The following is a 24632-nucleotide window of genomic DNA, read 5'->3' on the forward strand; positions in this document are numbered from 1 at the left end:
CGTTTAGCGTAACACAAAAAAAGGGAGAAGTAAATATAACGTTATAATGTTTAAAAGCGAATAAAAAGATGCTCCTCCAAAATGCTAATAGTATAGGAAATTATATCAACGATTTTTTGAATATATCTATCATAACTTACAATATATCAACGATTTTTCAATTATATCTACCGTAACTCACAATATATCAACGATTCGACAAAGAATATCGATTTACCGACAAAAAACATCAATCCCTTTCTTATATATACGAAGAGGTTGCTCCAAACGGAACAACCTCTTTCTCTATTCCTGAACCGTCACAATAACCCCATCCATATTGTTCCCGGAAATTTCATACTGCTTGTTTGCTGGCACGTTCACTTTCATATTCTCAGAAACTTTATAATAAGAAACAGTATATTTCTTACCTTCGACTTCAGTTGAAATCTCTTTTTCCTCTTTTAAAAACTCTAAATATTCCTCTAGTGTGAAATTCTTTTTTTGCATAATTGCGCTATGAGGTAAGCCTACATAACGTATATGCCATGGCTCATATTGAATGCCTGTAATGTTACTTTTATTTTTCGGATAACGTAATACAAAGCCATGCTTCCATACGTTCTCTTCAATCCATTTTCCTTCAGGCGCTTTCTCCATTTTCTTTTGAGTAGACCCAATGTCCAGTGATAATCCTAAGTTATGTTCACTGTATCCTGCTGGAAGTGCATAATCAGATCCCATTTTTTCATATAGCTGTTTTTGCTCTTGGAAATCTCTATAGCCACTACTAATCAAAAAATGGTTAACACTTTCTTTTCCAGCCGCATCGACAACGTTCAAAAACTTTTTCACAACATCCTTTGATAAACGAAGATTTCTATCAAATATTACATAGCCTCTCACTAATTCACTATTATGATTTACATTTATAATATCAGACCTAATACTATCTTTTTTTACTGGGTAATCCCTGTTAACTAATAATAAATCGCCCTTATAAATTTGTTCCTTCGTAATCTCTTTCCCATCGGTGTTTGCCGCCTTTACTAGCTCATCTTTCCCGACAATTTTAACGTCGATTTCCTTTTGAAATAACGGTGATATATAAACGCCTACACATACTGTGCATACTATAAAAAAAGAAATAAATACCCACTTTTTCATTTCTAGTTCCTCCTTAACGTAACTTACGTATAGAATAGAAAAAACTATTAAAATAAAAAGTGGGGTAAAGTTTAAATTTTTATTAAATTGTTACATTCTCGTCTTTTGGCAATCGTACTTCAAATATCGTTCTAACTACATTGCTCTCAGCAGAAATCGTACCGTTATGTTGCTCGACAATATTTTTCGCAATAAATAGTCCAAGGCCTGTCCCGCCACGGTTCTCAGTTCTTGCTTTATCACCTGTATAGAACATATCAAAAAGATACGGTAAATCTTCTTCCGGGATGCTATCTCCGTAATTCATAATTTGTACGACAACTTCTCCATTATCAACATACCCATTCATATCAACAAATTGTCCATCATAGCCGTAACGAACGGCATTTGTTAACAAGTTTTCAAATACTCTAGCTAACAATTTTCCATCACCGTGCATCGGTAAATGAGGAGCCACATTCAATCTAGCTTCTAAATGATGTTTTTCTAATAACGGATACAATTCCTCCTCTAACTGTATAAGCAACTCACTTATATCAATCGGCTTTTTATCCAGATTTAGCATGCCATAATTCATACGTGTAATTTCAAATAGCTCATCAATTAAACTTTCCAGTCTTTGCGATTTTGTATATGCAATTGTGGAGAAATGTTTAATTTGTTCTTTTGTTAAATTTTCATCTTTAAGAATTAAATCTAAATATCCTAACACGGATGTTAATGGTGTTCTTAAATCATGAGCTAAATTCACAACAAGCTGATCTTTACTATTTTCAGCAAAGTCTCCTCTTTCAACAGCTTCTTTTAACTTTTCACTTGCAACATTTATTTCACGCGCGATATTTCCAAACTCATCATTTGATGAAACTTGAACTTTATTCGTAAAGTTACCGTTCGCAAGATGATGAATCCCATTAGAAATTTCATCAAAGTATTTTAAATACGGTTTTGTCAAAAAGAAGAAAAAGATAATAGATAACGGAATAAAGAAAATTAAAAAGAAATTAATGTCTCCAAATTCCCTTACCATTGACCTAAATTGTGCTAAAGGCTCTTCGTAGCGAACCATCGTTTTATAATACAGCTGCAATCCTTTATAAATTATATAAGTTACAGTTGCTGCAAGTACCATACTTAACGCAAATAAGGCAATCATTTTAAATCGAAAACTTTTCATCATATTAGCCATTAAAAGTATAACCTACTCCCCACACTGTTTTTATTAATTTATCCTTTCTTTTATCTTCTCCAAGTTTCTTCCGCAACGTACGAATATGTACCATTACTGTATTTCCACCTTCATAATAATCGTCTGCCCATACGTGCTGAAAAATATTTTCTACATTGTACACTTTCTTCGGATGACTCGCTAATAAATATAAAATATCAAACTCTTTCGGCGTTAATTCAATTTGCTCACCATATACATCAACCGTCCTACGCTCGGGATTAATTACGACTCCGCCTAGTTCTAAAGCAGATTTACTCTCCGCTACTTTCGGTTGATTTAACGTAAAAAACCTACGCAGTTGTGCATTTACACGTGCAACTAATTCAATCGGTGTGAAAGGCTTCGTCATATAATCATCCGCGCCTAGTACAAGACCTGTCACCTTATCAAAGTCCGAAGTTTTCGCGCTTAAAAAAATAATCGGCATATGATGTTTCGTGCGAATTTGACGCGTCACCTCATACCCATCCATTTTCGGCATCATAATATCTAAAATTACCAAGTCGATTGGCTGCGTTTCAATAATATGAATTGCCTCTTCTCCATCAGCTGCTTTCACGACGTGGTACCCTTCTTTTTCTAAATGTATCTCAATTAAATCAGCAATTTCTGCCTCATCATCCGCTATTAAAATTGAAATGCGCTTCATTTTACTCCCCCTTTTTCATTCCATTTTTATACGCTCGATTGTAAACTAGTCTATCCAATTTGTACAATACAAAAAGGCTACTCGTTAGAGTAACCTTGGTAAATAAAATTATATCAGCGATTTTCCAATTATATCGACCGTAACTCAAATTATATCAGTAATTATTGAAATATATCGACTTACCGACAATGAACGACAAAATCCTCTCGCTATTTGCGGGCATCCTAATGAAACTTCCATTTACCGCTCAAACACAATCCGCTGCTTCGTAATTTCTTCCAATCTTCCGCGATCTACTTCATACTCAGCATCAACGCTTTGCGGCACCATCACTTTCCCGCCCTCAAGCATCACTTCCGGCCAAATAATATCCTGCTCCCAATGTCTACTAGAAGCAGATATATCTCCTGGAATCGTAAAGTTAGGCAATGACGCAAGAGCAACATTTTGCGCTCGTGAAATCCCCATCTCTACCATACCACCGCACCAAACGGGTACGTTATGTTCCATACAATAATTATGGATTTGGATTGATTCTGTTAATCCGCCCACTCGCCCTGGTTTAATGTTCACAATTTGGCAGCTGCCAAGCGTAATCGCAACGCGTGCATCTTCTAAACTATGAATACTTTCATCTAAACAAATCGGCGTTTCAATTTTCTTTTGCAATTCTGCGTGATCAAGAAAATCGTAATCCGCTAACGGTTGTTCAATCATCATTAATTGGAATTCATCTAGGTCGTTTCAGCCTCTCCGTATCCCCTAATGTATATGCTGAGTTTGCATCAGCCATTAACGGGATACCTGGGAACTCTTTACGAATCTCTTTCAATAATTCGTAATCATGCTCTGGCTTTATTTTCACTTTAAAACGCTCGTATCCTTCTTCCGCGTACTTCTCGATTTGTTTTAACATAACTGGAATCGTATTAAGGCCAATTACAACGCCGACTTCAATTTCAGACTTCGTTCCGCCAAGCAATGTCGCTAACGATTTCTTTTGACGCTTCGCATATAAATCCCAAACAGCCCCCTCTATTCCGGCTTTTGCCATTCGGTTTCTTTTTATATGTTGAAATAGACCCGGTACCTCATTCGGATGAGAAATTTCAGCCTTTAATAAATCAGGTATTAAAAAGTCTTGCAGTACATGCAGCGCTGTCTTCACCGTTTCTTCCGTATACCACGGTTCAGAGAATGCAACGACTTCCCCAAATCCAATGTACCCGTCCGTATCCTCTAATTCAATAACGATACTCTCACGCTTTTCGTAAGTCCCGTAGCTTGTAGCAAACGGGATTACGAGTGGCATTTCCGTTATATACAGTGTCGCTTTTTTTATTTCCACCCTACATCTCCTCCACTAATTGTCTTAACTCTCGTCTTAACAATTTTTTCGAAGCGTTACGTGGTAATTCCTCTAAGAAACATGCTTTCTTCGGCACTTTATATTTCGCTAATTTCTCCTCGCAAAAATGAAGAATTTCTTCTTCTGTTACCGCCCCGCTTTTCACAACAAAAGCAGCTGGTACTTGTCCCCATTTGTCGTCAGACATACCGACAACGCCAGCTTCCGCTACTGCCGGATGGGAGAGTAACACTTCTTCAATTTGAGCTGGGTATATATTCTCTCCGCCAGAAATAATTAAATCACTGCGGCGATCTAATACGTATAAAAACCCTTCTTCGTCTAAATAACCGAGGTCGCCAGTATGAAGCCATCCGTTTTGAATAGTCTCTCGCGTCGCATCTTCACGGTTAAAGTAACCGCCTGTTACGTTCGGTCCTTTTACTACGATCTCGCCTTCTACTAACGGCGGTACTACTACGCCATCTTTTTCAATACGAAGTTGGCACTGAAATAGTGGTTTTCCAGCTGATCCTACTTTCGTTAACATGTAATCTGCGGATAACGTACAAATTTGCGAAGATGTTTCTGTCATACCGTACGTTTGATATACAGGAATTCCTTTTTCTACACATGCTTCTAATAGTGGTTTTGGCGCTGGTCCTCCGCCAAGTAACATGCATCGTAAAGAAGATGGATATGTCTCTGCCCCAAGTCGCTCTAATAAATCAGTTAACATTTTAGAAACGACAGAAATAATTGTTACTCCTCTCGTTTGAAGTGCTTTATGAATAAAATCAGCATCATATTTCGGAACAAGTAAAATACGCATGCCATACATAATGTTTTTCATTAAAAGAGATAGCCCGCCAACATGGAACATCGGCATGCAGGCTAACCAACAATCATCATCACGAAGTCCTAAATTAAGCGACGAACCGACTGCGCTTGCCCAATGATTGCCGTACGTTAAAATAACGCCTTTCGGTTTGCCTGTCGTCCCAGACGTATAAATAATTGTCATCGCTTCTTCTAAAGAAAACTCTTCTTGTATAGAGGCTTCCTCTTTTGGTCCATTCATCACTTCGGCTAATGAATAAACAGGAACATCTTTAGCATCAAAATCTTGATCCGTTACTAAACAAACAACTTCAGCATCATCCATTTGCCAAAGTAGCTCTTCTCTTGAAAGACGCGTATTTAAAAGCACAGCTACTGCACCTACATAAGATAGGGCGTGAATAACTGTAATCATCTCCATACCATTTTTCATCAGAACAGCCACCTTTTGCCCTCGCTCCACTCCAACATGCGTGAGGTGTTCACAAACAGATACTACTTTTTCATGCAGCTCCATAAAAGTAACTTTCTCTTCCTCTATTTCAATTGCAGTGCGATCTGGTGTTAAAAATGCACGTTGCATTAACCAATTTGGCATCGTCTCCATCATTCATTCTCCTTTCATGAAAGAAAGAGACTTGATATGATATCAAGTCTCTTAGTTGTTTTGTTTCCGGTTTGGTCTTATCCAGCTGCGCTCCTAGCCCCTTCCGTTTAAGAACCTTCCGCACGAGAAAGTAAAAAACACTTTCTGTGCGAAAGAACCTTAGCCTACGAGGCTAAACAGTCGGCTCCGCTTTTAAAACATCCAGCTACAGCAGCTAGAATGCTCGGTGGCTTCACTTCTTCCTACGAGGCAAAAAGCGCCTCTACGTCAGAAGCTCCATCCCCCTCACATTCTGAACGAGCTGCTTTCGCTTTTGGTCTCATCCAGCTACAGCGGCTAGAACAGTCGGTCGTTTCACGCCTTCCTACGAGGCAAAAAGCGCCTCTACGTCAGGAGTTCCAACGCCCTCTTGTTCTAAGCAAGCCGCTTCCGCTTTTGGTTTGATCACGGGAAACGAGGGAATTGACCGAAGTCCGGACTGCGTTTTTCTTTGAATGCGTCGCGACCTTCTTTTGCTTCGTCAGTTGTGTAGTACAATAACGTTGCATCTCCAGCTAGTTGTTGAATACCAGCTAGACCGTCTGTGTCTGCGTTGAATGCAGCTTTTAGGAAACGAAGTGCCATTGGGCTGTTTGCTAAAATTTCTTGTGCCCATTGTACTGTTTCTGCTTCAAGCTCTTCTAATGGTACTACAGTGTTTACTAAGCCCATATCAAGTGCTTCTTGAGCACTATATTGACGGCATAGGTACCAAATTTCGCGAGCTTTCTTGTGGCCTACCATACGAGCTAAGTAACCAGCTCCGTATCCACCGTCAAAGCTTCCTACTTTAGGACCTGTTTGTCCGAATACAGCGTTGTCTGCAGCGATTGTTAAGTCACATACGATATGAAGTACGTGTCCACCACCGATTGCATAACCTGCTACCATTGCGATAACTGGTTTAGGAATTGCGCGAATTAGACGTTGTAAGTCTAATACGTTTAAACGAGGGATTTGGTCGTCACCTACATATCCACCATGACCGCGAACTTTTTGGTCGCCGCCAGAACAGAATGCACGTCCACCTTCACCTGTTAAAATGATAACGCCAACATTTGCATCATCACGAGCTTGTGCAAAAGCGTCGATTAACTCCATTACCGTTTTAGGACGGAATGCGTTATGTACTTCAGGGCGGTTAATCGAAATCTTTGCGATACCATTGTATGTTGAATAAATAATATCTTCGTAATTGCCTTCTTTTACCCATTCAATAGCCATTACAACTACCTCCTTGTATATTTCTGATCTCCTCTATAAGTGTAACTTCATTCTTAACTGAAAAAAGCATCACTGCATAGTTTTTAGAAATCCCTTTACTATTGTATCAAACTTTTCCGGTTGTTCCACATGAATTGCATGGCCAGCACCATGAATTTTGACAAATTTCGCGTCAGAGATGCATTTTTCAATATTTTTTAATATACGAAAGAACTTTTCATCATACTCTCCGTTCATTAAAAGAACAGGTATTTTTAAGTTTTTCAGCTCATCCCACCATGAAGGCTGAGCCCCCGTTCCCATGCCCCGCAAGCTATTTGCAAGTCCTTTTGGATTGTTAGCAAGTCGTTCTTTTCGCACCGCTTCTTGTACGTTTTTTGCTAAACGTTTTTGCGTTTCAAAAAGCGGAATATTTTCCCACATGGATACAAAACTTTCTATGTCTTCTCGCTCAATTTTATCGGCAAGTCGATCATCTTTTTCACGACGTTCTTTTCTATCTGCTTCGTTTTCGAGCCCAGCTGTACAATTTTCTAATAAAAGAGAGTGTACATAATCTGGATATAGACATGCCATCGTAATCGCCAATCTACCGCCCATTGAATAGCCAAGTATATGTGCTTTTTCAATATGAAGGTAATCTAATAGTTCTTTCATTTGCAATGCCACATTTCGGATGTCATAATGCACAACATTTTCAGGACTCTCAGTCTTTCCGTGTCCAACAAGATCCACTACAATAACTTGAAACTGCTCACTCCATGAAGAGACAAAAGAACGCCACGTTTCCATGCTTCCCGTAAAACCATGAAGAAGTAGAAGTGGTTCCCCGCTTCCGACTACTTCATATTCATACGATACACCTTGCAGCGTTACTTTCATTTTGATTCACCTTGTAAAGATGTAGTAATTACGTCCATCGTTTTTGCCCATAATGTACGGTGCAATGTTAAGTTCTCATCACGATTCGTACAAATTTCCACAACGTGTAAACCTTCTGTCGTCGTTCCTTTTCGAACTTCTTCTCGGAATTGCTCCCAACCATTTACACGGCTAAATGAACCGCCGTACATTTTGACAACATGCTCATAATCAAGTCCAATTGGTGTTCCAAATAATGATTCAAAATGTTCCTTTTTCTCATACTGTGGTAAGAATGAGAAAATACCCCCACCATCATTATTTACAACGACAATTGTTATATTTAATTCATGTAATTTCGCTGCTAACAGTCCATTTAAATCGTGATAAAATGATAAATCACCAATTACTAATACAAGTGGGTCGCAAATAACGCTTGCTCCTAGAGCTGTCGAAATGATTCCATCAATACCATTTACACCACGGTTTGCCATCACATGGATGTTTTTATCCGATGTGAAGAAGAATGAGTCTGTATCACGAATTGGCATACTATTGCTCGCAAATAACGTTGCGTCTTCTGGTAATACGCGCACAATATCTGTAATAACCTTTCCTTCAAATGCAGTTTCATATGTTTCCATTTCACGAAGCGTTTCCTTCGTTTTTTCGTTTATATGTTGCCACATTAGGGACCAATCATTCTTTTTCATAACTGGCATTTTTTCTATTGCTGCCTTGCAGAATTCAATGTCACTTGCTTGCACAACTTCTGTCGCAACAAGAGCTGGATCTCTCCATTGTCCTGATTCATCGACAACGATATGAACTGCTTTTGTTTGTTTTTTTATGAACTGCGTTAATGATTTAGAAACAGGCATACCACCAAAGCGAATTAAAACGTCCCCGTTCCATGTTTCTTTTAACTTTTCATTTCGTAAAAATGTATCATAACAGTCAATTACCATCGTTTTATCGTGGTGTCCGCTACGAATATTAGAAAGTGGGTCTGCTAATATAGGATAGCCAGTTTTTTCAGCTAGTTGCGTTGCAAACATTGCAATTTCTGCATGACTATCATCTCCACAAATAATAAGCCCCTTTTCCATATGTGAAAGGCGCCCTACAAGAGAATCTACATATTCACTCGGCATCACCGCGTTTCCTTGCTGAACTACTCCTGTATATTCACTACGTCCTTTATCCCATAAGCTTTCTAGTGAGAAATCAGGGATAAGTGGCTCGCGAACTGGAAAATTAAGATGAACAGGACCCTGCGGCGCTAAACAAGCATTTGCTACTATACGCTGCGTCGTCATACGAGCGTAATGATACATCGCTTCACTTGCTTCTGGCAGTGCCATCTCTGTAAATTGTTTCACAAAAGTACCGTATAAATTAAATTGATTCATTGCTTGTGGTGCACCAACATCTCTTAATTCATGCGGTCTATCCGCTGTTAAGACGATAAGTGGGACCCTTGAATGAAAAGCTTCACATACAGCTGGATAATAGTTCGCTGCTGCTGTTCCTGACGTACATAATAATGCTACTGGGCGTTTTTTTGCTTTCGCAATACCGAGCGCGAAAAATCCTGCTGATCTTTCATCCACATGTAAATATGTGTTCATTCCTTCGTGTTGTTCCATTAGTAAAGCAATCGGCGTTGACCGTGAGCCTGGACTAATGACAACATCACATACATCTAGACGCGTCAGTTCATCCACGAACGCGCCTAAATAATATGATAATGCTTCTATATGATTGTTCATTTCATTAATTCCTCCAAAGCACCAAGCATCGGTCTAAACTTCAAACTTGTTTCTTCATATTCAAGCTGCGGGATTGAATCAATTACAATACCACAACCGGCAAATAAGGATGCTTTCTCGCCGTTTAATAATCCGCAGCGCAGCGCAACCGCAAATTCACCATTTCCTTCATCATCTATCCAGCCAATCGGTGCACCATACAACCCTCTGTCTAACAATTCAACATCACGGATCAGTTTCATCGCTTCCAAACGAGGTGTCCCGCCAAGAGCTGGTGTTGGATGTAATTCTTCTACCATTGTTAAAAGACTCGCATCGCCTTTTGCTTCTACAGGCGTATATAAGTGAATTAAGTTTTTCGTTGTTAATAAACCTGGGCTTTCCGGAATATTAACGTATTCGCAATGTTCATTTAGTACCGAGCGGATCATGTTAACAACATACCCATGTTCAGCTAAATTCTTTTCATCATGAAGAAGCGCATTACTATTTCGCTTACTTTCTTCTATAGAATGACCATGACCGATTGAACCCGCAAGACACATCGATGTAAATTTCTCATCTTCTTTGCGAATTAATCTCTCAGGCGTCGCTCCTAAGAAGCATGCTCCTTTATAATCAAAAGAAAATACGTAACAATCCGGTTGACCAATGCGAAGTGCTTCTAAAACAAGAGCAGAATCAATCGAATGATTCATCTCTACTTTTAGTTCCCTCGCCAATACAACCTTCTGCACGTTACCCTGCTTCATCTCATCTTGTACTTTTTCAATTGCTTTCATCCAGCCTTTCGGATCCACTTCTACTTTAGAAATAACAGTCAATTTCGATCCGTTTAGCGCACATCTACTCTCTCCCAAAATCTTCTCTTCTAAAGAAATCATTTCGTTAGAAAGAGTTTCTGCACAATCTGTTGCTGAAACAAATGTATTCATCGTTAACCATGCTTTTTCATTTTTTACAGTTAATAAAAATGCTGGTAGTGAAAATGTCGTATCTTTAAATTCTTTCCATAGGTCCGTTTTCTCTTTTTCTGGATCAAATGAAAAACCACCAAATAAAAGCGGACCCGTTCCAAATTCATATTCATCTCTTTGGACAAATGCATTCTCTTTTACTTTCTCCCACTCGTCGCGAGCGGTTTGAAAGCGCTTATGAGAAGAATTTGCTATAGTGAAAACAGAGCCAATTCCTGCAAATATTACATGCTGAGCCGGGTCTGCAAAATAACATCTATTTTCGAATGAAATCCTTTTTCCTGCTGCATAGAACAGAAGCGGATCCACCCAGTCTATTTGTTTTACAAAACTAACCAATGTTTTTTCGTTAGTTGCACGCTTGATAGCTGCAATAAGAACTTCTTGCAAGCCTTTTTGTTTCGTTTGAATCACAATTGTCTCCCCCCTATGGGCGAAAAATAGTCATAATTACGCTTGATTTTAAGATACACCTCAAACGAAAGGCCTGTCAACGTTTAGCATTTCTGAGAAATTCACCTTCTCTTCCTAGAAAATAAACGTTGACACTAAATGATGCTTTTTCTACACTTAGTTGTGTACAATATGTGACCAAAGGAGGATTCAACATGGAAATGAACGTCAAAACGAATTCCTCTCCTACGGCGCCAAAGCCAAGTAAGCAAACAGGCTGGCGCATCTGGTGGAGTTTACTACGTCCCCATACATTAACAGCCGCTTTCGTACCTGTTTTCATCGGAACAGCATATTCGATGCAGGTCGGAGGTATAAATCAAATACATCTTCCTCTTTTCCTTATGATGCTTCTTGCTTGTCTTCTCATTCAAGCAGCAACAAACATGTTTAATGAATACTTTGATTATAAAAGAGGACTCGATCACGAAGGTTCAGTTGGTATCGGCGGCGCTATCGTTCGCGATGGCATTCAGCCAAAAACAGTGCTTAACTTAGCATTTGGATTTTTCGGCATCGCAATACTATTAGGTGTTTATATTTGTATAAATTCTAGCTGGTGGCTTGCTGCAATCGGTCTTGTTTGTATGGCCGTTGCTTACCTTTATACAGGTGGCCCACTTCCAATTGCATATACACCATTTGGAGAGTTGACAGCCGGATTATTTATGGGTGTCATTATTATTGGGATTTCATTCTTTATTCAAACTGGAACTGTAACATCAGAAGTCATTTTACTATCTATTCCAAGCTCCATTTTAATTGGTGCCATTTTACTAGCCAATAATATTCGTGACTTGGATGGCGATAAAGAAAACGGTCGTAAAACGTTAGCAATTCTCGTTGGACGCGAGCGAGCGGTTGGTGTACTTGCTTCGATGTTCATCGTTTCCTACATTTGGACAATTGCTTTAATTATCGTGGGCATCGTATCACCATGGATGCTTATCGTATTTTTAAGTGCGCCGAAAGCATTTAAAGCGACGAAAGGCTTTATCGGCAAAAGCATTCCGATGGAAATGGTACCTGCGATGATTGCAACAGCAAAAACAAATACAATCTTCGGTTTCCTAATGGGAATCGGATTATTACTTGGATACTTTCTATAAAAGGAGCTGCTTATGCGGCTCCTTTTTCATATCTAAAATTCATCTCATAATTCCTACTCTCAACGCTCATACTATGTAAAGAAACTGAATTGTAGGAAGGTGGACGACTATGTTAACTCCACAACAAGTAGGTCAATTTAAATCCATTTTAGAAAAACAAAAACAAGAACTAGAGCAAACGATACAAACTCATGAAAATACAGATCGTGCTTCTGAACGTGACTCAGTAGGAGAACTGTCTAGCTATGACAACCATCCAGGTGATATGGCTACAGAGCTATATGAACGGGAAAAAGACTTCGGGCTTATTGAACTTTGGCATAAACAGCTTGAGGACACGAAACATGCCTTGCAAAAAATAGAAGCGGGTACGTACGGCATTTGCGAAGTGTCTGGCGAAGAGATTCCATTTGAAAGATTGGAAGCAATGCCGACTGCTACAACATGCATCCAGCACGCGACAAATAAGTTAAATATGAATACACGACCAGTTGAAGAAGAAGTGTTGTCTCCTTCTTTCCAGAAGCATGATGAGGACAATTCTGTTGAGTACGATGCGGAAGATGCGTGGCAAGATGTCGCAAATTACGGAACATCTGAAACGCCGTCTGATTTAGAAAGACAAGATTCAAAAAACTATAATGGCATGTATGTAAATAGTGAAGAAAACGTAGGCTACGTGGAGGATTTTGAAAACTTTATCGGTACGGATATGTACGGGAAAAACCCACAAGTTTTCGCTACAGAAGAGCATGAAGAATATGAACAAATGCTTGATGATTTTGAAGAACGTACCTTCAAAGGTGAATTATCTTCAAATGAATCTAGTTCCAAAGAATAAAAAAAAGCATTCCGAAAATCGGAATGCTTTTTATCGCTAGCTAATTAGTTTTTTGTAACGTTAGCAGCTTGTGGTCCACGGTTACCTTCAACGATTTCGAAAGAAACTTCTTGACCTTCTTCTAAAGTTTTGAATCCGTCACCTTGGATAGCTGAGAAGTGAACGAATACATCGTCTCCACCTTCAACTTCGATGAAACCGAAACCTTTTTCGCTGTTGAACCATTTAACTTTACCTGTTTGCATGTCATGTACCTCCTAAATAAAAATGAAACTATGAATCCACATGAAAAGGTGGATATAAAGGACATGAATGTATAACAAGCTTACAGCCTTTAATTCAACGTGCTTTATTTCCGTACCACATTATGTAGCTCAATAGTGATTTCACTATATCACGCTATATCCAAAACGTCAAATGAGAACACTTTCATTCCACCATTTTTTTATAATTTTAATATAATGTTGAATTTCCATATTCATATATTATCCCGCCATTTGTGGACAGCTTGATTGGCGGGAGCTGATAATCAGTTTTGGCTGGTTCCACTTTATTTGAAAATTAACAAAACTAAAGTATTCTAATCCTATTAAATTCTGTACAATATAAGTATCTATTACATACGAGGGTGAAAAAAATGAGAGCACACGAAATCGAGTATAAGTTATATGGCGATGATATGCAGTTTGTTGAAATTGAGTTAGATCCAGAAGAGAGCGTGATTGCAGAAGCTGGCGCAATGATGATGATGGAAGATTACATAGAAATGGAAACAATCTTCGGTGATGGTTCTGGCCCATCTGGAGGTTTATTCGGAAAATTAATGGGCGCTGGTAAACGTCTCGTTACAGGCGAAAGTATGTTTATGACTGTATTTACAAATACAGGTCACGGCAAGCGCCACGTCTCATTTGCTGCTCCTTATCCTGGTAAAATTATTCCTGTAGATTTAACAGAGTATCAAGGAAAAGTAGTTTGTCAAAAAGATGCCTTTCTTTGTGCCGCAAAAGGTGTTTCCCTCGGAATTGAATTTACGAAAAAAATAGGAACTGGTTTCTTCGGTGGTGAAGGTTTCATCATGCAGAAACTTGAAGGTGATGGCCTTGCTTTCATGCACGCAGGTGGAACTGTATATAAACGTGAATTAAAACCTGGTGAGAAACTTCGCATTGATACAGGTTGTCTCGTTGCTATGACAAAAGACATTAACTATGATGTCGAGTTCGTCGGTAAAGTAAAAACAGCTCTATTTGGCGGCGAGGGTTTATTCTTCGCAACATTAGAAGGTCCTGGAACAGTTTGGATTCAGTCCTTAACACTTAGCCGCTTAGCAGCACGCCTTACAAGCCCAGCAGCGCAAAGTACTGGCGAAGGTAGTGTATTAGGTGGACTTGGTCGTTTATTAGATGGGAAAGAGTAAACTGTGCCCTTATGTAGGCATGGCCATCAACTAATAAAATAATAAAATTAAAACACCCTTGCTTGCAGTAATTAAAGTGAAAGGGTGTTTTAATTTACGTCTACAAACGAGAAAAAGCAGTTAAAATAAAGTAATAAGGTTTACTTCAGGAAAATAAGGTATATTATATTTGTTGAATAGATTCTCTTTAGAGACAAGAAAAGTAGGTGATCACAGTGGGAAAATATCAATTGGATTCCAAAAGTCAGGTAGCTGATGCAAAGTTCCATGAAAAACAGAAACCTGCCAAATTTGATAAAAAGCAACAACTTGAAAAATTGCGTACGGAGTATTTGAAAAAGAAGCAAAAACAAACAGATAAATAATACGTTTTGTTTTTCAAATTTTTCTGTATATAGTGTAAACAAACACAAGAAAATAGGTAAGTTATTCATCGTTCAGATATATACAGGCTATTTTTTCAAACCTCTTACTTATGCAACTAACGCATGCGTCAGTTCATTAAGAATAACTAAAAAAGCCGATTCCTTGAGATGAAAAAGAGTAAACAGTGCCTTTATCAGGCACTGTTTTATTTTGACCTTATAATTTCCTCCAATGATTTAGATAAGCGATACAAGCTATTCCCCACCTCCAAAAGAATGAATCAAGTTCCTCACTGCATATATTAAACTATACTTTTTCTTAAGGAGGGCTTCCTTAATGCGTACTCCTTTATCCTTTGATAAAGACACTGCCATACTGTTAGCTTCTTGTTGTGAGTTAACGTATGAACAATATAAACAAAATGGCATTTTCGAAATACCAGATGGTTTTCAATATGTACAAGGGTTTCAAGGAAAGGCCATTCAAACAACAGAATGGTTCGGATTTATATTAGAATCTGAGGATACAATTATTGTTGCCTTCAGAGGCACTCAAACAGATCCAGATTGGATTATTGATTCTCTCGTCAATCAAAAACCTTATCCTTATGCTTTAAATGGCGGAAATGTCCATAACGGTTTTCTCTCTATTTATGAGTCTTGTCGTGATTCTATTATGGATATGCTCGTATCATTGCCAGCACATAAAAAACTGCTAGCTACTGGGCATAGTCTAGGTGGCGCGCTTGCCACATTACACATATTAGATGCACGTATAAATACTGCCTTCGCACAGTATGGACTTTATACATTCGCTTCTCCAAAAGTAGGAGATATCGCTTTTCGAAATTATTATAAACTACAAGTAGCTAGTAGCTTTCGTTTCGTCAACTTGTTCGATGTCGTCCCACTTCTCCCTCCCCGAAACATAAATTTTAATGATCATGATTGGGAGTATGCACACGTCCATCACAACATGACATTTACAAAAAACACAAAATCCATTACAAATAATCATTCCATTACAACATACAAAACATGTCTGACTTCTCATTTTTAACCAGTAAACAATTGGAAATAAAATATTCGTATACTATAATAATGTATGAAGTTATTTTTGGATGAGGGGACCTTACATGTTAAAATTTATCTTCGCACTTTTTCTTATTGTAATTTTTACGGTTACAGGTTTCTTTACATTTTCATACTTTGCGACAGGAGAGTATGATGGGGCAGGTATCATATATACCACTGTTCCATTTCTTTCTTAAGCAAAATAAATAAAACGAGCTTAATTTTATTAAGCTCGCTTTATTTATTAATATCCATTTTTGTTGGTAAATCGATAATATATCTCCCAATATAGCAACCTCTTTAAAACTGTTTAACTGCATTACCGATACCCCAAATTTCATTACTGTACTGCAAAATCGTTCGATCGCTCGCAAAATGACCAGACTGTGCAATATTTAAAATAGACATTTCTAGCCACTTTGTTCGGTTCTCATAAGCTCTACCAACAGCTTCTTGTCTTTCAGCATACGGACCAAAATCTCGCAGAACGAAATATTCATCGTTTTGAATAACGAGAGAATCGTAAATCGCTTCAAATTCAGCTCCCGATTGTGCAAAGAAACCATTTGTTAATTGATCAACTACTTTTTTAATGTGCCTATTGTGGTGATAATAATCACTTGCACGATATCCACCATTTTGATAGTAATGAAGAACCTCTTCCGCTGTTAAACCGAAAATAAAACAGTTATCCTCACCGACCCGGTCTTTTATTTCAACGTTAGCACCGTCTAGCGTTCCGAGTGTAATCGCACCATTCATCATAAATTTCATATTACCTGTTCCCGATGCTTCTTTACTCGCCGTTGAAATTTGTTCACTTACATCCGCTGCTGGGAATATATCTTCAGCTAAAGAAACTCGATAGTTTTCTAGAAAGATAACTTTCATATATTGACTGACATACGGGTCATTATTTACTTTTCTTGCGAGTTCATTTATTAATTTAATAATTTTTTTCGCGTAATAATAGCCAGGTGATGCTTTCGCTCCAAAAATAAAAGTACGCGGATAAAATGTAAAACTAGCATCCTCTTTCAAACGGTTATACAAATATAAAATATGAAGAACATTTAATAATTGTCGTTTATAAGCATGTAATCTTTTCACTTGCACATCAAAAATAGAATTTGGATCAATGGTAATCCCCATTGTATTATGAATACGCTCCGCTAAAATCTCTTTACGCTCTTGTTTTACCTCTGCAAATTTCTCTTGGAAACTCGCATCATATTGAACTAATTGTAGCTCTTGAAGCTTAATCGGTTCTTTCTTCCACTCCGTTCCAATCGCCTCTGAAATGAGATTTGTTAACTGTGGATTTGCTTTCATAAGCCAGCGCCTATGAGCAATTCCATTCGTCTTATTATTAAACTTATCTGGGTAAAATTCATAAAACAATCGCATTTCCCGCTGCTTTAATATTTCCGTATGAATTTTTGCTACACCGTTTACGCTATGGCTACCGACAATCGCTAAATGAGCCATTTTCACAAGGTCATGTGCAATAATCGCCATTGCTTCAATACGATCCCACTCATACGGATACTGTTCCCACAGTTCATGACAGAAACGTTCATTAATCTCTTCAATAATCATATAAATTCTCGGTAATAACGGTTTAAAAATGTGAATTGGCCACTTTTCGAGCGCTTCTGATAACGTCGTATGATTCGTATAAGAAATCGTCTGCGTCGTTATGTGCCAAGCTTCTTCCCATGCTAACTTTTCTTCGTCTAGTAAAATACGCATCAGTTCCGGAATTGCTAAAACCGGATGTGTATCGTTAATGTGGATCGCAATTTTTTCATGTAGTTGACGAAGGTCACCATATCTTTCTCTATGCATTCGAACGATATTTTGCAAACTTGCTGATACGAGGAAATACTGTTGTTTTAAACGAAGTATTTTTCCCTCATCATGCGTATCATCTGGATATAAAAACTCCGATACAGCCTCTGTTTCACGCTTATATTTCAAAATATCTTTGCAGTTTTGCGGGAAAGGAACTGGTTCAGCATTCCAAAGTCTAAGTGTATTTACAGTACTCGTCTCATAGCCAACTACCGGCACATCATATGGCACGGCCATAATGACTTCTGCATTTGTATGCCTAAACTCTAAACGCCCGTCAATTTCTAGCGGTTCAACACTGCCGAAATAACTTACTTCTACAGCTTGATCATACCTTCTTACTTCCCATACGTTTTCATGAAGAAGCCACTGTTCTGGAAATTCAACTTGATAACCATCAACAATTTTCTGATCAAACAAACCATGTTTATAACGAATTCCACAGCCGTGTCCTGGTAAGTTTAAAGATGCGAGTGAATCGAGAAAACAGGCTGCTAAGCGTCCAAGCCCACCATTACCAAGGCCTGCATCTGCTTCCACTTCTTCTAACTCTTGTAATGAAATCCCTAGTTCAGATAACCCCTGCTCGCATACATCTCGAATACCTAAATTCAAGATGTTACTTCCAAGCAAACGTCCAAGCAAAAACTCAATAGACAAGTAATACATTTGCTTTTGCTCTCCGGATCGATAACTCTCGTTCGTTGCAATCCATTGACTATTCATATACTCACGTACCATATGGCCGAGTGTATTATATTGATCACGAGTTGTAGAATCTTTAAAACTTTTACCATACATCGTCTCTAACTTTTCTAGAAAAGTTGATTTAAAACTTTCAACATGAGTAAACATTTTTTCACCACCTACATGTTATTCCATGAGACTTTTATACAATTCCTTATAAGCAAGAGCCGATTGCTCCCAGCTATAATCTTCAGTCATCGCTTGTTTTACAAGCTGCTCCCACACTGGTTTATCATGATAGAATTCAATTGCACGATGAATCGTATGCAGCATGTCATGTGCATTAAAATTCGTGAAACTGAAACCATTTCCTTCTCCAGTTTCTTCATCATAAGAATGTACCGTGTCGTTTAACCCACCTGTTTCTCTTACAATTGGAATCGTACCGTATGCTAATGCGATAAGTTGTCCAAGTCCACACGGTTCAAACAGCGATGGCATTAAAAACAAATCGCTTCCCGCATACACTTGGTGAGCTAATTCTTCATTAAATCCGATATAAACTTTTACCTTCTCCGGATACTCATATGCCATCCACTCAAAGAATTGCTCATATTCCGAATCACCTGAACCTAAAATAATACATTGTACATCTTCTTCCATTATTTCGCGGAATACAGTACGTACTAAATCAAGACCTTTTTGCTTCGTTAATCTCGTTACCATTGAAATAATTGGTGTATCCTCTTTTTCTGGCAAACCAAAATAACGCTGCAAGGCGCGTTTATTTTCACTCTTTTCATATAATGACTCTGCATCATACTGGGCCTTAATATACGAATCCGTTTCTGGATTATATACGCTCGTATCAATACCATTTACAATGCCGCTAAGCTTATCATTATATTTTCGCAGTAATCCATCTAACTTCTCACCGAAAAATTCATATTGAATTTCTTCTTTATACGTCGGGCTCACCGCTGTAATTTGATCCGAAGCAATAATACCGCCTTTCATAAAGTTTACGTTTCCATAAAACTCTAGCTGCTCACTATGAAAATATTCATCACCAAGCTCTAACAAGTCGTAGATCACTTCAGGAGGAAATACACCTTGGAACTGCAAGTTATGAATCGTATATACCGTTTTAATACGCTCATATAACGGGTTATCTTGATACTTTTCACGAAGTAAGAAATTAACCATAGCCGTATGCCAATCATGGCTATGAAGAACATCCACTTCAAAATCAAGGTGCGGAATACACTCTAACACTGCTTTTGAGAAATAAGAAAAACGCTCTCCGTCATCGTAATGACCATACAGAGAATCTCTCTTAAAATAATATTCATTATCTATTAAGTAATACGTAATTCCGTCTTGCTCACCTTTTAAAATTCCACAATATTGATTTCTCCACCCAAGAGGGACGTTAATTACTTTATGTAACGTACATCCATCTCTTAACTTTTGCGGAATGAGACTATAATTCGGAAGTATAATACGAACGTCCACTCCTAATTTTTTTAGCTCTTTTGGGAGCGCACCCGCTACATCAGCTAATCCTCCCGATTTCACAAACGGTACACATTCTGATACTGCAAATAAAATATTCACTTGTTGTCCCACTGCGCGAAAAGTTTTTATTACTCCTCTTGCAGCTTCCTCCCTTCGAGTTTTCATTTAAATTAAAACTTTAATCAGTGGAGGAAAAAGCCCCCACTGATTCTTTAGGAATAACTATTAATCGTACTGTTTTGTACGCTTCCTTTTTCTACAACATACGGCTCATCGGCGCTTCCTTTTAATACGACACCGTCGCCAATTTTCACGTCTTTATCAATAATAACACCGTCTATTATACAGTTATCTCCAATTTGGCTCTTTTGCATAATAATACTGTTACGAATAATTGAACCTTTTCCAATTTTAACCGAACGGGAAACAACACTGTTTTCGACTTCCCCTTCAATAATACTGCCATTTGCAATCATTGTATTTTTCACGACTGCACCCTTTAAATAACGAGTTGGTGGCTCATCTTTTACTTTCGTAAAGATCGGTGCTTCTTTCTTAAATAATTGCTTCCAAATAGCAGGTTGCAAAATTTCTAAGCTATGTTTATAGTAACTTTCAATCGAGTCAATAATTGCTACATATCCAGTATGTTCATATGTAGCAATGTGTAATGATTTCCCGCGCTTTTCTCTCACTACATCAAATAAACTGTATTGTTCCACACCTTTATATGACCTCAAATAAGTCTAGCAATAATTGTTTCTTTAACACGTATGTTTGAAGCCAAACCCCTTCATGGCAAACTTCTGTAATATCAGCTGCCGTATGTATATGTCGCTCTAACACCGCTTGAAAATTTAATGCTGTTACGAGATGGCTATTCGTAATAACAACGTACTCTTCTCTGCTTCTTAGAAAATAATCAATATGTCTTCTAAAGTGTGCAAAAGACCCAAATTCATCTTGGTCACATTGGCAGTTTGGCGGGAATAAAAATAGTCCGTCTCGTTTTCTATCTAAATCCCACTGTTTTCCTGAACCAACATGGTCCATTAACGAACGATTTTTATGGCTTGTAAAAACTGCCACACTATGAATACTAGAATTCACCATATTTGAAAGCATGAAATCAATGAGTCGATAACGGCCCCCAAACGGTAACGCCGCTAGTGAACGATGCCCTGTTACTTTCTTTAAGGAAGGAAAACTTCCCGTTGCATTAATAATTCCTAACATTTTTTCTCCCATTCATTTCATCCCCCTTTTCTATTTCCCTTCAGCAATTAATACTACATCGTCAACATTCTTTTCTGGACGAATGATTGTTCCATCTTCGATAACCATTTCTGATCCAACAATCGCTCTTTCAATCACAACATTTTTACCAATCTTAGCCCCTGGCATAACGACAGAATCAATCACCATACTTCCTTCTTCCACCGTCACTCCTTGGAATAACACAGAATGCTTCACGTCCCCTTCAATGACGCATCCTTCGTTAATAAGCGATTCTTCTACTTTCGCCTTTTCAGCAATATATTGAGGCGGTTCGTTTGGATTGACAGAGTAAATACGCCAATTACGATCGTTTAAATTCAGTGATGTTTCATCGCGAAGCAAATCCATATTCGCTTCCCATAAGCTCTTCACCGTTCCAACATCTTTCCAATATCCTTCAAACGGATACGCCATTAACTTCTTCCCTTCATCCAATAAAAGCGGAAGTACGTCTTTTCCGAAATCGTTACTAGATTCAGGGTTTCTTGCATCCATCTCTAAATACTCTTTCAAAATTGACCAATTAAAAATATAGATTCCCATTGATGCAAGATTACTTCTTGGAAATTGTGGTTTCTCTTCAAACTCAACAATCTCCATTTCTTCATTTGTATTCATAATGCCAAAGCGACTCGCTTCATCCCAAGGTACTTCAATAACAGAAATGGATACGTCCGATTCTTTCTCAATATGGTAATCTAGCATCTTACTGTAATCCATTTTATAAATATGGTCGCCTGATAAAATAAGAACATACTCTGGTTCATATTGACTTAAATAGTTTAAGTTTTGATAAATGGCACTTGCCGTACCTGTGTACCACTTCACACCTGAAGACTCCGCATAAGGAGGTAATACTGTGACTCCACCGCTTACTCGGTCTAAATCCCATGCATTGCCGATTCCGATATAATTATGAAGTTCTAGTGGTTGATATTGCGTTAAAATCCCAACCGTTTCAATACCAGAATTTGCGCAGTTACTTAGCGTAAAATCAATAATGCGATATTTACCACCAAATGGAACAGCTGGCTTGGCTAAATTTTTTGTTAATGCACTTAATCGACTACCTTTTCCCCCTGCTAGTAACATTGCTACGCACTTTTGTTTTTGAGCCATCTTGTTTTTTGCTCCCCTTTCTCGTCTTCACTGGTCGTAATATGGATACGCCAAATGGTGGAATTGTAATCTCTACATGTGCTGCTTGATTATGGTACGGTTCTAGAATCGTCTTAAGACGTTTCTTATTCACTTGCCCCGAACCGCCATATTGCTGTGCATCACTGTTTAAAATCTCGTTATAATACTCGAAATCTGGTACACCTACTTTATAGTTTTCATATGTAGCTTTCGTAAAATTACATACGATAACTAACGCATCCTCTTGTTTATCCCCTTGGCGGATAAACGAGAAAATACTTTGCTCGTTATTATTAGCATCAATCCACTGAAAACCTTCAGGCGAATGATCAAGCTGCCAAAGTGGTTTTGAGCGCTTATACAATGCTATGAGCTCTTTAAAGTAATCATGCATATAACGATGCATTTCAAAATCATGTAAATTCCAATCTAAATCTTCAAGGTCTTTCCACTCATCAAACTGTCCGAATTCCCCTCCCATGAAAAGTAATTTCTTTCCTGGGTGAGTAAAGAAATATCCATATAATAAACGAAGCTGAGCAAACTTATCCCAGTAATCACCTGGCATTTTATTTAATAACGACTTTTTCCCATGAACGACTTCATCATGAGAAAGCGGTAATATGAAGTTTTCAGAGTACGCATATAGCAAAGAAAACGTCATTTTCTCATGAATGTGTTTCCTATATTCAGGCGCACACTCCATATATTTCAGCACGTCATTCATCCAGCCCATGTTCCATTTGTAATTGAATCCAAGCCCACCTTCATACGTTGGAGTTGTTACAAGTGGCCAAGCTGTTGAATCTTCTGCCGTCATAAGAAAATCTTCATCCTCTGCAAACACTGCTTCATTTAACTCTCTTAAAAATGAAACAGCATGCTCATTACTTTGCTCTTGTCCTTCTTTATTCCAGTACAACATGTTCGCAACTGCATCAACTCTGAAACCATCAATATGGAAATATCTCATCCAAAATAACGCATTTGAAATTAAGAAATTACGTACCTCTCTCTTTCCTAAATCAAAATTGACAGTTCCCCATACTGGATTTTCTTGTACATCTTTATCTTTATATTCATAGGTCGGTGTACCATCAAACAAATATAAACCGTGAGCATCTTTACAAAAATGCCCCGGCACCCAATCTAAAATGACACCGATTCCATATTTATGACATTCGTCGACAAAATGCATTAAATCATGCGGCGTACCAAATCTACTCGTCGCTGCATAATATCCCGTTCCTTGGTATCCCCAAGAACGATCATATGGATGCTCAACAAGCGGCATAATTTCAATATGTGTAAATTGATGTTCCACCACATACGGGATGAGCTCTTCAACCATTTCCCTGTAAGAGTACAGCGTTCCATCTTCTTTCTTTTTCCAAGAACCAAAATGTAATTCATAAACTGTCATCGCTTCTTTATAAATCGATTTTTTCTTTTTCTTACGATTCCAGTTTTTATCATTCCATTCATATCCTTTTATATCAAAAACTACAGATGCCGTATTCGGTCTTACTTCTGCATATACAGCATACGGATCTGCCTTTAAAATGACGTCACCAGCCAATGTTTCAATCGCATATTTATATATTTCTCCTTCTTCAATATGCGGTATAAATAAGGACCAAATGCCTTCTTCTGTCACTTGTAGCATCTTATGTTGCTCATAATCCCACTCATTAAAATCCCCAACAACACTCATTGCTTTCGCATGAGGAGCCCACACTGTAAATCGTACCCCTTGAATCTCATCTTCCGTCACAACATGCGCGCCAAAGATGTTATAACTTTCATAGTACTTTTCTGTATGAAACTCATCTCGTTTCACTTCTTCACAATTTATTACATTCAATATGCTCACCTCACTTAGATGACAGAATTTTTTATACTTTAACTATTTCTGCGAAAAACTGCAATATCCTTGTTAATTTATAAAAAACATTCGTTTTTTTCTTAAAAATGTTAGTTTTTCTTCACATTTCCGTGTAAAATATCGAATTTTGACGAATATTCATTGTAAACGCTTCATTCTACTTCTATATTTCCTCCTATTATTTTTTTCTCAACCTTTATTTTATTAGGTTTATACTATTTTTCATGCTATTTTCCACTCAAAATCAAAACAAAATAATCTGTAATAAAAAAATGTTTCTCAACATTTTTTGTCATATTTTTATTGAAACGCGA

19 protein-coding genes and 2 pseudogenes are annotated in these 24632 nt (G+C 37.9%); 6 read left to right on the plus strand and 15 right to left on the minus strand.

The window, feature by feature from the left end:
- Positions 1-285 precede the first annotated feature (285 nt).
- The 9 genes and pseudogenes from BC_RS24190 to BC_RS24230 all read right to left on the minus strand — a co-directional run bounded on the left by BC_RS24190 (position 286) and on the right by BC_RS24230 (position 11108).
- On the minus strand, positions 286-1146 hold the full coding sequence (locus tag BC_RS24190; protein WP_000759406.1) for a D-Ala-D-Ala carboxypeptidase VanY: 861 nt from the start codon (positions 1144-1146) through the stop codon (positions 286-288).
- Positions 1147-1228: 82 nt separating this feature from the next.
- Entirely contained in the window at positions 1229-2335 is a 1107-nt protein-coding gene (locus tag BC_RS24195; protein WP_000002596.1) for a sensor histidine kinase, read from the minus strand.
- A complete protein-coding gene (locus BC_RS24200) occupies positions 2328-3026 on the minus strand; it encodes a response regulator transcription factor (protein WP_000822489.1) in 699 nt (232 codons plus the stop codon). Before BC_RS24200 ends, BC_RS24195 begins: the two co-directional genes overlap by 8 nt.
- A gap of 240 nt (positions 3027-3266) precedes the next feature.
- A pseudogene (gene menC / locus BC_RS24205) lies at positions 3267-4374 on the minus strand (o-succinylbenzoate synthase).
- Between the two features lies 1 nt (position 4375).
- On the minus strand, positions 4376-5821 hold the full coding sequence (locus BC_RS24210; RefSeq protein WP_000449573.1) for an o-succinylbenzoate--CoA ligase: 1446 nt from the start codon (positions 5819-5821) through the stop codon (positions 4376-4378).
- A gap of 444 nt (positions 5822-6265) precedes the next feature.
- Positions 6266-7084 (minus strand): 1,4-dihydroxy-2-naphthoyl-CoA synthase, encoded by an 819-nt coding sequence (menB, locus tag BC_RS24215; RefSeq protein WP_000963885.1) that lies wholly within the window; start codon positions 7082-7084, stop codon positions 6266-6268.
- Between the two features lie 69 nt (positions 7085-7153).
- Entirely contained in the window at positions 7154-7966 is an 813-nt protein-coding gene (gene menH, locus BC_RS24220) for a 2-succinyl-6-hydroxy-2,4-cyclohexadiene-1-carboxylate synthase (RefSeq protein WP_000869224.1), read from the minus strand.
- The gene (gene menD, locus BC_RS24225) at positions 7963-9717 is read right to left on the minus strand and encodes a 2-succinyl-5-enolpyruvyl-6-hydroxy-3-cyclohexene-1-carboxylic-acid synthase (protein ID WP_001059197.1); all 1755 of its coding nucleotides are present in this window, start codon (positions 9715-9717) and stop codon (positions 7963-7965) included. Before menD ends, menH begins: the two co-directional genes overlap by 4 nt.
- Positions 9714-11108, minus strand: a complete 1395-nt coding sequence (locus tag BC_RS24230) for an isochorismate synthase (protein ID WP_000616740.1) — start codon at positions 11106-11108, stop codon at positions 9714-9716. The genes menD and BC_RS24230 overlap by 4 nt, the downstream gene beginning before the upstream one ends.
- Before the next feature lie 194 nt (positions 11109-11302).
- Between BC_RS24230 and BC_RS24235 the strand changes: the two genes are divergently transcribed.
- Both BC_RS24235 and BC_RS24240 read left to right on the plus strand, forming a co-directional pair.
- Positions 11303-12256 carry a 1,4-dihydroxy-2-naphthoate polyprenyltransferase gene (locus BC_RS24235; RefSeq protein WP_000425766.1) on the plus strand — a complete coding sequence of 318 codons (954 nt, stop codon included), beginning with the start codon at positions 11303-11305 and terminating at the stop codon, positions 12254-12256.
- A gap of 109 nt (positions 12257-12365) precedes the next feature.
- Positions 12366-13097 carry a yteA family sporulation protein gene (locus BC_RS24240; RefSeq protein ID WP_000957397.1) on the plus strand — a complete coding sequence of 244 codons (732 nt, stop codon included), beginning with the start codon at positions 12366-12368 and terminating at the stop codon, positions 13095-13097.
- 44 nt (positions 13098-13141) lie between these two features.
- Here the strand turns inward: BC_RS24240 and cspD are convergent, their stop codons facing one another.
- Positions 13142-13342, minus strand: a complete 201-nt coding sequence (gene cspD, locus BC_RS24245; protein WP_001193054.1) for a cold-shock protein CspD — start codon at positions 13340-13342, stop codon at positions 13142-13144.
- Positions 13343-13734: 392 nt separating this feature from the next.
- Here cspD and BC_RS24250 point away from each other — a divergent pair, with 392 nt between their 5' ends.
- The 4 genes from BC_RS24250 to BC_RS28255 all read left to right on the plus strand — a co-directional run bounded on the left by BC_RS24250 (position 13735) and on the right by BC_RS28255 (position 16153).
- Positions 13735-14517 carry a TIGR00266 family protein gene (locus BC_RS24250; RefSeq protein ID WP_001201260.1) on the plus strand — a complete coding sequence of 261 codons (783 nt, stop codon included), beginning with the start codon at positions 13735-13737 and terminating at the stop codon, positions 14515-14517.
- Positions 14518-14732: 215 nt separating this feature from the next.
- Positions 14733-14882, plus strand: a complete 150-nt coding sequence (locus BC_RS27790; protein ID WP_000521636.1) for a hypothetical protein — start codon at positions 14733-14735, stop codon at positions 14880-14882.
- 337 nt (positions 14883-15219) lie between these two features.
- Positions 15220-15942: a lipase family protein gene (locus tag BC_RS24255; RefSeq protein ID WP_001260111.1), complete on the plus strand. Its 723-nt coding sequence runs from the start codon at positions 15220-15222 to the stop codon at positions 15940-15942.
- Positions 15943-16018: 76 nt separating this feature from the next.
- The gene (locus tag BC_RS28255; protein ID WP_000911075.1) at positions 16019-16153 is read left to right on the plus strand and encodes a hypothetical protein; all 135 of its coding nucleotides are present in this window, start codon (positions 16019-16021) and stop codon (positions 16151-16153) included.
- 103 nt (positions 16154-16256) lie between these two features.
- Here the strand turns inward: BC_RS28255 and glgP are convergent, their stop codons facing one another.
- The 5 genes and pseudogenes from glgP to glgB form a co-directional block, all read right to left on the minus strand.
- Positions 16257-18665, minus strand: a complete 2409-nt coding sequence (gene glgP / locus BC_RS24260; protein ID WP_000494109.1) for a glycogen phosphorylase — start codon at positions 18663-18665, stop codon at positions 16257-16259.
- A gap of 18 nt (positions 18666-18683) precedes the next feature.
- Entirely contained in the window at positions 18684-20114 is a 1431-nt protein-coding gene (gene glgA / locus BC_RS24265; protein WP_011110443.1) for a glycogen synthase GlgA, read from the minus strand.
- Positions 20115-20227: 113 nt separating this feature from the next.
- A pseudogene (gene glgD / locus BC_RS24270) lies at positions 20228-21263 on the minus strand (glucose-1-phosphate adenylyltransferase subunit GlgD).
- 18 nt (positions 21264-21281) lie between these two features.
- Positions 21282-22412 (minus strand): glucose-1-phosphate adenylyltransferase, encoded by a 1131-nt coding sequence (glgC, locus tag BC_RS24275; RefSeq protein WP_000057619.1) that lies wholly within the window; start codon positions 22410-22412, stop codon positions 21282-21284.
- A complete protein-coding gene (glgB, locus tag BC_RS24280) occupies positions 22360-24297 on the minus strand; it encodes a 1,4-alpha-glucan branching protein GlgB (RefSeq protein WP_001100880.1) in 1938 nt (645 codons plus the stop codon). The genes glgC and glgB overlap by 53 nt, the downstream gene beginning before the upstream one ends.
- Between the last annotated feature and the right edge of the window lie 335 nt (positions 24298-24632).

Origin of the sequence: Bacillus cereus ATCC 14579 (genome assembly GCF_000007825.1) — a bacterium.
Lineage (GTDB): Bacteria > Bacillota > Bacilli > Bacillales > Bacillaceae_G > Bacillus_A > Bacillus_A cereus.

What these genes read in the sequence shown, in the direction of transcription:
- BC_RS24210 (WP_000449573.1), bottom strand. Translation starts at nt 5,821, where the DNA reads ATGGAGACGATGCCAAATTGGTTAATGCAACGTGCATTTTTAACACCA.
- BC_RS24250 (WP_001201260.1), top strand. Translation starts at nt 13,735, where the DNA reads ATGAGAGCACACGAAATCGAGTATAAGTTATATGGCGATGATATGCAG.
- BC_RS28255 (WP_000911075.1), top strand. Translation starts at nt 16,019, where the DNA reads ATGTTAAAATTTATCTTCGCACTTTTTCTTATTGTAATTTTTACGGTT.
- BC_RS24195 (WP_000002596.1), bottom strand. Translation starts at nt 2,335, where the DNA reads ATGGCTAATATGATGAAAAGTTTTCGATTTAAAATGATTGCCTTATTT.
- menH (WP_000869224.1), bottom strand. Translation starts at nt 7,966, where the DNA reads ATGAAAGTAACGCTGCAAGGTGTATCGTATGAATATGAAGTAGTCGGA.
- cspD (WP_001193054.1), bottom strand. Translation starts at nt 13,342, where the DNA reads ATGCAAACAGGTAAAGTTAAATGGTTCAACAGCGAAAAAGGTTTCGGT.
- BC_RS24255 (WP_001260111.1), top strand. Translation starts at nt 15,220, where the DNA reads ATGCGTACTCCTTTATCCTTTGATAAAGACACTGCCATACTGTTAGCT.
- glgC (WP_000057619.1), bottom strand. Translation starts at nt 22,412, where the DNA reads ATGGCTCAAAAACAAAAGTGCGTAGCAATGTTACTAGCAGGGGGAAAA.
- BC_RS24200 (WP_000822489.1), bottom strand. Translation starts at nt 3,026, where the DNA reads ATGAAGCGCATTTCAATTTTAATAGCGGATGATGAGGCAGAAATTGCT.
- BC_RS24190 (WP_000759406.1), bottom strand. Translation starts at nt 1,146, where the DNA reads ATGAAAAAGTGGGTATTTATTTCTTTTTTTATAGTATGCACAGTATGT.
- menD (WP_001059197.1), bottom strand. Translation starts at nt 9,717, where the DNA reads ATGAACAATCATATAGAAGCATTATCATATTATTTAGGCGCGTTCGTG.
- BC_RS24235 (WP_000425766.1), top strand. Translation starts at nt 11,303, where the DNA reads ATGGAAATGAACGTCAAAACGAATTCCTCTCCTACGGCGCCAAAGCCA.
- glgP (WP_000494109.1), bottom strand. Translation starts at nt 18,665, where the DNA reads ATGTTTACTCATGTTGAAAGTTTTAAATCAACTTTTCTAGAAAAGTTA.
- menB (WP_000963885.1), bottom strand. Translation starts at nt 7,084, where the DNA reads ATGGCTATTGAATGGGTAAAAGAAGGCAATTACGAAGATATTATTTAT.
- BC_RS24240 (WP_000957397.1), top strand. Translation starts at nt 12,366, where the DNA reads ATGTTAACTCCACAACAAGTAGGTCAATTTAAATCCATTTTAGAAAAA.